This is a genomic window from uncultured Capnocytophaga sp. (assembly GCF_937936315.1).
In the GTDB taxonomy this organism is placed as follows: Bacteria; Bacteroidota; Bacteroidia; order Flavobacteriales; family Flavobacteriaceae; genus Capnocytophaga.
Map to the genome: position 1 here is coordinate 143,920 of NZ_CALGWU010000024.1, position 7,729 is coordinate 151,648.

At 40.6% G+C, this 7,729-nt stretch carries 6 protein-coding genes; all 6 read left to right on the forward strand.

Features of this window, described 5'->3' with window-relative positions; genetic code table 11:
• Window positions 1-69: 69 nt before the first annotated feature.
• The 6 genes from Q0162_RS04440 (at window position 70) to Q0162_RS13280 (ending at window position 7,692) form a co-directional block, all read left to right on the forward strand.
• Window positions 70-2,709, forward strand: coding sequence for a transglycosylase domain-containing protein (locus tag Q0162_RS04440; protein WP_297889725.1), 2,640 nt, complete (start codon window positions 70-72; stop codon window positions 2,707-2,709).
• Between the two features lie 58 nt (window positions 2,710-2,767).
• Complete coding sequence (locus Q0162_RS04445; RefSeq protein WP_297889728.1) at window positions 2,768-3,814, forward strand: endonuclease/exonuclease/phosphatase family protein; 1,047 nt, start codon at window positions 2,768-2,770, stop codon at window positions 3,812-3,814.
• A gap of 9 nt (window positions 3,815-3,823) precedes the next feature.
• Window positions 3,824-4,984 (forward strand): 5-(carboxyamino)imidazole ribonucleotide synthase, encoded by a 1,161-nt coding sequence (locus Q0162_RS04450; protein WP_297889730.1) that lies wholly within the window; start codon window positions 3,824-3,826, stop codon window positions 4,982-4,984.
• 65 nt (window positions 4,985-5,049) lie between these two features.
• Window positions 5,050-6,012 carry a FecR family protein gene (locus tag Q0162_RS04455; RefSeq protein WP_297889734.1) on the forward strand — a complete coding sequence of 321 codons (963 nt, stop codon included), beginning with the start codon at window positions 5,050-5,052 and terminating at the stop codon, window positions 6,010-6,012.
• 412 nt (window positions 6,013-6,424) lie between these two features.
• Complete coding sequence (locus Q0162_RS04460; RefSeq protein ID WP_297889739.1) at window positions 6,425-7,483, forward strand: hypothetical protein; 1,059 nt, start codon at window positions 6,425-6,427, stop codon at window positions 7,481-7,483.
• A 50-nt stretch (window positions 7,484-7,533) separates the two neighbouring features.
• Window positions 7,534-7,692 (forward strand): hypothetical protein, encoded by a 159-nt coding sequence (locus tag Q0162_RS13280; RefSeq protein ID WP_367272163.1) that lies wholly within the window; start codon window positions 7,534-7,536, stop codon window positions 7,690-7,692.
• Window positions 7,693-7,729: the final 37 nt, after the last annotated feature.

Genomic DNA, 7,729 nt, shown 5'->3' on the forward strand with positions numbered 1-7,729 from the left:
GTTTGCCGTTAGTTGTTAATTGTTAATTAATTTGTACCTTTGCATCCTAAATCGTTCAGTACTTTCTATATGCAACTGAAAAATATATCATTCAAAAAACTTATTTTCAAAGGGCTGCTCTTTATAGCACCTTTCCTTTCCCTACTAATGGAAGGGATTTTGGCTTTAGGTTCTATGGTATATAAACTACTGCGTTACTGCCTCAAATACGCTTGGTATGCCCTTGTGATTCTGCTCTTTAGCATCCCTTATTTGCTATACACTCTCTTCTCTGGCAACCAAAAAGACAAACAAAGTCGAACTTATAAGTTTTACCTCAAATGGGCAGGTATCGCTATAGGAACAGGACTGGCAATGGTGTTATTGCTCTTCACTTTAGTCTATTTCGGCGCTTTTGGCAAATTGCCTACCGAACAAGAACTCAAAGAACTCCGCCAAGCCGAAGCCAGCCTCATCTACGACGACCACGGTGAATTCTTAGGTAAATTCTACATCTTCGATCGTACAAAAATTGAATACTCTGATTTACCTCCTTATCTGGTAAACGCCCTTATATCTACCGAAGACGAACGTTTTTACAACCATAGCGGCGTAGACATGCGAAGTCTCTTTAGGGTACTCTTCAAAACTCTGCTCTTGCAAGACGATTCTTCGGGAGGAGGAAGCACCCTTACAATGCAGCTGGCTAAAAATATTTTCGGGCGTGGCGAACGCTACGGAAAACTCTCTATGCCTGTGCATAAAATCAAAGAGATGATTATCGCCAGCCGCATTGAGAAAGTCTATACTAAAGAGGAAATTATCACCCTCTACCTCAACACGGTACCTTTTAGCGATAATACTTACGGTATAGAGGCGGCTGCTCATCGATTTTTCAACAAACACACCAAAGATCTCACCCTCAACGAGGCTGCTACCTTGGTAGGCTCTCTCAAAGCCAACAAAAACTACAATCCGCGTACCTCGCCCAAGCGAAGTGAAGAACGCCGCAATGTGGTATTGGCAAAAATGAAAAAAAATGGACTTCTCTCCGATAAAGACTTTGAAGTTCACAAGCAGGACAGCCTAAAAATAGACTACAACAATATTGAAAACGAAGGTCTTGCTCCTTACCTCCGCGAGCAAATACGCTTGCAACTTCCCGAATTGTTGAAAGACGTTAAAAAAGAAGATGGTACGCCCTATAACATCTACAAAGATGGGTTGCGCATCTACACCACCATCGATCGCACTATGCAACAATATGCCGAGGCTGCCGTGAAAAAGCATTTAGAACGCTTGCAAAAAGATTTTGAAACCACTTATGGCAAAAACGCCCCTTGGAAAACCGATAACGAGTGGCTGCTTCAAGAAGCAAAAAAACTCCCCGCTTACAAAGAACTAAAATCTCAAGGACTTAATGATGAGGCTATTTGGAAAAAACTCGGCGAGAAAAAACCGATGAACTTGAGTTTCTACACCAAAGACGAGGTGCAAAAACACAGCACTCTCGATAGTTTATCATTCTACACCCGCTTGCTCAACACAGGTTTTGTGAGTGTGAATCCACAAACAGGGGCTATCAAAACTTATGTAGGAGGTGTTGATTTTGAGCACTTCAAATACGATCACGTATTGCAAAGCAAACGCCAAGTAGGGTCTATTTTCAAACCTATCGTCTATGCTACTGCCTTAGAGGTAGGAATGCCCATATGCACTCACTTCTCTCCACGCGCCCTCACCTATGCTGATGAGAAATTCTGGACACCCCGTAACGCTTCTAAAACCGACGACGACCCGTACACCTATTACTCTGTAGGCAAGGCGCTTAAAGAATCACTGAACACTATTGCAGTACAAACGCTTTTCTATGCAGGACTCAACAATGTACTGAGCAAAGCGCGTGCAATGGGTATCCGCTCAACTATGCCTAAAGTACCTTCTATCGCTTTGGGTTCAGCTGAATTATCAGTGATTGAAATGGCTAAAGCCTATACCACCTTTGCCAATAACGGTGTGCCTTCACAACCGTATTTTATAGAAAAAATCACTGATAAAAAAGGAAAAATCATCTGGCAACACAAACCTAAAAAAGAAGCGGCAGCTATCAGCCAAACCACTGCCCAACAGATGATCCAGCTGATGCGTGCTACCGTAAATGAAGGAACAGCCGCCAGAATGCGCGGACAGTATGGGCTTACAAACGACCTTGCGGGCAAAACCGGAACTACTCAAGACAATAAAGATGGTTGGTTTGCAGGTCTATTGCCTAATCTGGTGATGATTGCTTGGGTGGGCAACGACCTACAAATAGGATTCCGCAGCACCTATTTAGGACAAGGTGCAAATTCAGCTTTGCCTATTGCAGCTCTCTTTGTGTCACAACTCAACCGCAACAAGCAGTTCAATGCAATCACCCGCGCTACCTTCTCCGTCCCCGATGAGATACGCGAGGAGATAATCAATTGTGAACCCGTGGTGAGAGAAGGATTCCTCGATCGCCTTCTCAGCGATAGTGGTGCTGCAAAAGATACTATTAGAGCAGGCGAAGTGCATTACCGCATCTATGAGCGCAAAGGCAAATTACACGATATAGACAATGGCGATGAGGAGATTTCTATAGATGATGTAGTAAACCCTTCGGCAGCAGCCAAAAACACCGCCTCCTCCACCCAACAACAAGACGACAAACCTAAAAAGAAAGGCTTTTTCGGTAGAATTTTTAAATAATTTGCTAATTAGACCTTCTCTTTCTAAAGAGTAAACACCTAGAAAAACCAAATTATAGATGAAAAGAATTATAACTTTAACAGTATCACTTGTACTTTTGGCGGTACTCAATGCCGAGGCTCAACAAAAAAAATTTGGCGTGAGAACGATTGCTTTTTACAATGTGGAGAACTTGTTCGACACTATCAACGACCCTAATAAATTCGACGACGATCGCACCCCCGAGGGCGCCGACCGCTGGACTTCTAAAGTATATAACGACCACGTACAGAAAATCGCTAAAGTTATTTCCGAAATCGGCAATGATGTAACGCACCACGCCCCCGATATAGTAGGACTTGCCGAAATAGAAAATGAGGCAGTAGTGCAAGACCTTATCAATACCGAGTATCTCAAACGTTACAACTATGGCATCGTACACTACGATTCTCCCGATGCCCGTGGGGTAGATGTAGCACTCATCTACAAAAAAGGCGTGTTCAAGCCCGTTTCCTCATTTGCACACCCCCTATACCTCACTAAAGACGACGGCAAACCCCTCTACACCCGCGACCAACTACTTGTAAGCGGTGAGTTAGACGGCGAAATGATACACTTTATCGTAAACCACTGGCCCTCACGTTTAGGAGGAGAAGCTAAAAGCCGCCCCAGTCGTGAAAAAGCAGCCGCTCTCAACAAACAAATCATTGATTCTCTACTCAAAAAAGACCCTAATGCCAAAGTTATTGCAATGGGTGACTTCAACGACGACCCTATCAATTCAGGATTTAAGAATGTTCTTAAAACAAAAGATAAAAAAGAAGATGTAAAACCAGGGGAGCTCTTCAACCCTATGGAAGCGATGCTCAAAAAGGGAATGGGTACCCTTGCCTATCAAGATGGTTGGAATCTTTTCGACCAATTCTATTTCACCTACGACTTGCTCAAAGAAGACAAGAGTAGTTATCGTTATTGGAAAACAGGTATCTTCAACCGCCCTTATTTGGCAAACCCCAAAGGGCGCTACAAAGGCTATCCTTTCCGCAGTATGAGCAACGGCAACTACACTTGGGGCTATTCCGACCACTTCCCCGTATATATGTATTTGATTAGAGAATTGAAATAAATCAACCTTATGCCTCACTATTTTTCATCAAACTTTACTTTAGGAATCCTTGGTGGCGGGCAACTCGGCAAGATGCTCCTCACCGAAACCCGTAAGTTCGACATCACCACTAAGGTGCTCGACCCCTCTGCCGATGCCCCTTGTCGCATTGCCTGCAATACCTTTGTACAAGGCGCTCTCACCGATTTTGATACCGTCTACAACTTTGGTAAAGAGGTAGATGTACTCACTATCGAGATTGAGAATGTGAATGTCGATGCTCTTAAAAAACTACAATCCAAAGGGGTAAAAGTATACCCCACTCCTCAAACTATTGAGTTGATACAGAACAAAGCTACCCAAAAACAATTCTACGCCACTCACAACATCCCTACAGCACCTTTCCATAGATTTGAGAGTTTAACAAATCTGCAGCAGGCAGTAGCAAACGAGCAAATAACCCTGCCTTTCGTGTGGAAATCAGCGCGCTTTGGCTACGACGGCAACGGCGTGAAAATCGTACGACAATTACCCGATCTATCCCTTCTACCCGAAGGAGAGTGTATCGCCGAAAATTTAGTACCTTTCGCTAAGGAATTGGCAGTGATTGTCGCCCGCAATGTGAGCGGTGAGGCAAGCACCTACCCTGTGGTAGAAATGGAATTTCACCCCGAAGCCAATCAGGTGGAATATGTGTTGTGTCCAGCGCGTATCAGCGAGGAAATCGCCCAAAAAGCACGTGCGATAGCCGTACAAGTAGCCGAAGCTTTTCAGGTAGTAGGACTTTTAGCCGTAGAGCTTTTTCTAACGGCTGAAGGCGAGGTATTAGTAAACGAAGTAGCTCCACGCCCACATAACTCAGGGCATTACAGCATAGAAGCAGCTTATACCAACCAATTTGAACAACATTTGCGCGCCATTTTAGACCTTCCGTTAGGCAACACCGATAGCAAAGTAGCAGGTGTAATGGTAAACCTCGTAGGGGCTGAAGGCTACCAAGGCGATGTGATATACGAAAATATAGAACAAATATTAGCAATGGAAGGCGTAACCCCTCATATCTACGGCAAACGCGAAACCCGTCCGTTTAGAAAAATGGGACACGTAACCATTGTAAATAAAGACATTGAAAAAGCCCGAACCATTGCTGAAAAAGTAAAACAAACGATAAAAGTAATCTCTACCCCCTAACTCCTATCCCCCTTTTTATGTGTGTCCCCTCCCCTTTTTGGTATTTGTAACTGAAAAGGAAAAATATGAAACCTCATACCTTCAAACATATTATCCATAATTTCTTGCAGGGCAAAACCTCAGTGGCCAAAGATAAAATACTAAAGGACTTTGAAAATAAACTTTTAGCAAAAAATGCTCCTGAGGTTTTTGCCCACACTTCTGCCGATACCGTGCATAGTGAGCTTTCCCAGCGAATCACTAAAAAGCTCTCCCCGCAACCCTTCTACTACCGATGGTCGGTGGCAGCGGCAGCTGTGTTGCTGCTGGTAATAGGTATTGCCAGTTGGGGGTGGTTCTTCTCCTCACCTAACCCTACAATGATGAATTCCACAACCCAGTGGCTCAGTGCATCAGCTCCCCAAGGAGAAACCTTAACCCTCACTCTGCCCGACGGATCTACTGTTACCCTCAACAGCGGCAGTAACTTGCGCTATCCCGCAACTTTCGCAAGGAAAAAACGCGAAGTACAGTTAGACGGTGAAGCTTTCTTTGAGGTTACCTCTAACCCCAAAAAACCTTTTATCGTAAAAACCGAAATACTCACCACCGAAGTATTAGGAACCAGCTTCAACATTGAGGCTTTTCCTTCACAAAATGAGGCAAGAGTAACCCTTGTTACCGGCAAAGTAAGGGTGCAAGCAGGCGCACAACAATGCGAACTTCACCCCTCACAACAAGCCGTCTTCCAAAAAACAACCCAACAAATACAAGTACAAACAGTAGCTACCAACGACTTCACCGACTGGAAAGAAGGTATCTTGCGCTTTCGTGAAAGCTCCTTACCCACTGTGGTACAAAAAATCGAAAAACACTATGGGGTGCAAATACGCTTAGAAGTAGAAAACGCTGAACGCTGCTACCTATCGGGTACTTTTGTAAAAGAAGACCTAAATGTAGTACTCAAACAACTCACTTTCATTCATTCGGGACTCAACTACGAATATATCGACAGCCAGCATTTAGTACTTAAAGGGAAATGTGAATAGTCTATACCCTTTCTCCGACTTCATAAAACAAAACCTTTTTCTCAAATCCTTTAAGCCGTATTTCCCACAAAACTACGGACGCCCTGCACTATTTCTTCAAAATTCCCATCAAAATTATCTATTATCAAGAATTTTTATGTAACTTTGTGGCTATGACAGCACAGAGACAGACGATTCTTGTTTAAAAACGCGTATTCAAACACCGCCTATATCAATCTAATTACCGATGATTTACCTCTTATTTCTCAAATTAAATGGAGAATTTACGGTCAAAATTTCACCAAACAAGATTTTCACAAATATATAGATGATAATATTGACATAATTCGTAAAATGTATAAAGATATACCATTTCCTAATGTTAATGGAAGAGAAATAAGAACTTTAGATGATTTTATAACTAATTTAAAAGATGATATCATATACACTCAAATATTCAAGTGAAATTATAAATCTCTATTTTTTTAAGGAGCAAGTCGTATACTTTTCACGAAAAGGAGAAATAAGTTATATTAATTTCTCTCATAATTTGCCTATTGTAGATTTTAAATTTATCAATGAAGGTAATAACTATGGTTTTTTTATAGAAGATTCTTTTTGCACACAATCTGAAACAAGTATAAAGTTTTATAACATTACAGATAGAAGTGTTTTTGAGGTAAAAGGAAAATTCTTTATTTTCGCAAAAGACAATAAGTCTATTTATTTCTTGGATAGTCCTAATCATAGTTTTAAAAGGCTATATAGTAAAGATAAAAAAATTGAAGTTCTTTTTTCTTTTCAAGAAGAAGACTTTCTACTTTATCCTAAATTTCTCGTACCCTCTTTAGGAATTGGATATTCTAAAGGTAACTTTATAAAGTTTTTCAACCTATATAAAGGAGACTTTCTTTGGCAATACGATTTAGAAACTTATTTCCACCAACCTGCCCAAATAATGGAAGGCAGAGTTTTAGTATCAAACAATAAAATCATCTTTTTCGCTCATACTGAAGATTGGAGCAATTACGCCACTTTTGTTTTAGATGCTCAAACGGGACAAGTGCTAAATAATCCAAAAGAAACTATTTTTGGAGGCAAAATGTACTTGTTTGATGGCTTTTTATGGCAAAAAAAAGATAAAGGTTTTGCAAAAATGAATCCTGAAACTTTTGAAATCACACACTATGATTTAACAAAAGACCTGCCTACTGAAATAATAGACAACAGAACAATGGCTTACCACAACGGAATTATTGCTGTAAGTGCCAAACCTGAGAGGGATAGTATTCGTAGTTTGGTTTTACTTTTTGATACCAATACAGGAAAAATTATTTGGCGTAAGGAAATCCTACACAACGAGAGCAAACCCTCAAACAATGAAAATAGGCGCCAAATAGAAGAAATACAAATGAATGATAAATATTTAGCTGTATCAACAACGGGATTTTCTCTTTATATCTTTGAAAAACAAGATGTTGAATCAAAGTAAAAAATTGCGTAACAGCAAAAGTTATAAAAAAACAATTCATAGAACGTGATTTGTTCAATGCTACTGATGTTTCTCAAATAAAATGGAGAATTTATGGTCAGAAATTTACCAAACAAGATTTTGAGAAATTCTTGAAAGAAAATAAAGAGGCAATTAAAAAACTTGGAAAAGAAAAAATATCAAAACTTTTAAAAGAAAATTACGAATAAAAAGCAAAACTACAAAAAATAATGTAATTAGCTCATA

Excerpts from the sequence above, each read along its gene's own strand:
- Q0162_RS04440 (WP_297889725.1), top strand. The coding sequence starts at position 70 with ATGCAACTGAAAAATATATCATTCAAAAAACTTATTTTCAAAGGGCTG.
- Q0162_RS04445 (WP_297889728.1), top strand. The coding sequence starts at position 2,768 with ATGAAAAGAATTATAACTTTAACAGTATCACTTGTACTTTTGGCGGTA.
- Q0162_RS04450 (WP_297889730.1), top strand. The coding sequence starts at position 3,824 with ATGCCTCACTATTTTTCATCAAACTTTACTTTAGGAATCCTTGGTGGC.
- Q0162_RS04455 (WP_297889734.1), top strand. The coding sequence starts at position 5,050 with ATGAAACCTCATACCTTCAAACATATTATCCATAATTTCTTGCAGGGC.
- Q0162_RS04460 (WP_297889739.1), top strand. The coding sequence starts at position 6,425 with ATGATATCATATACACTCAAATATTCAAGTGAAATTATAAATCTCTAT.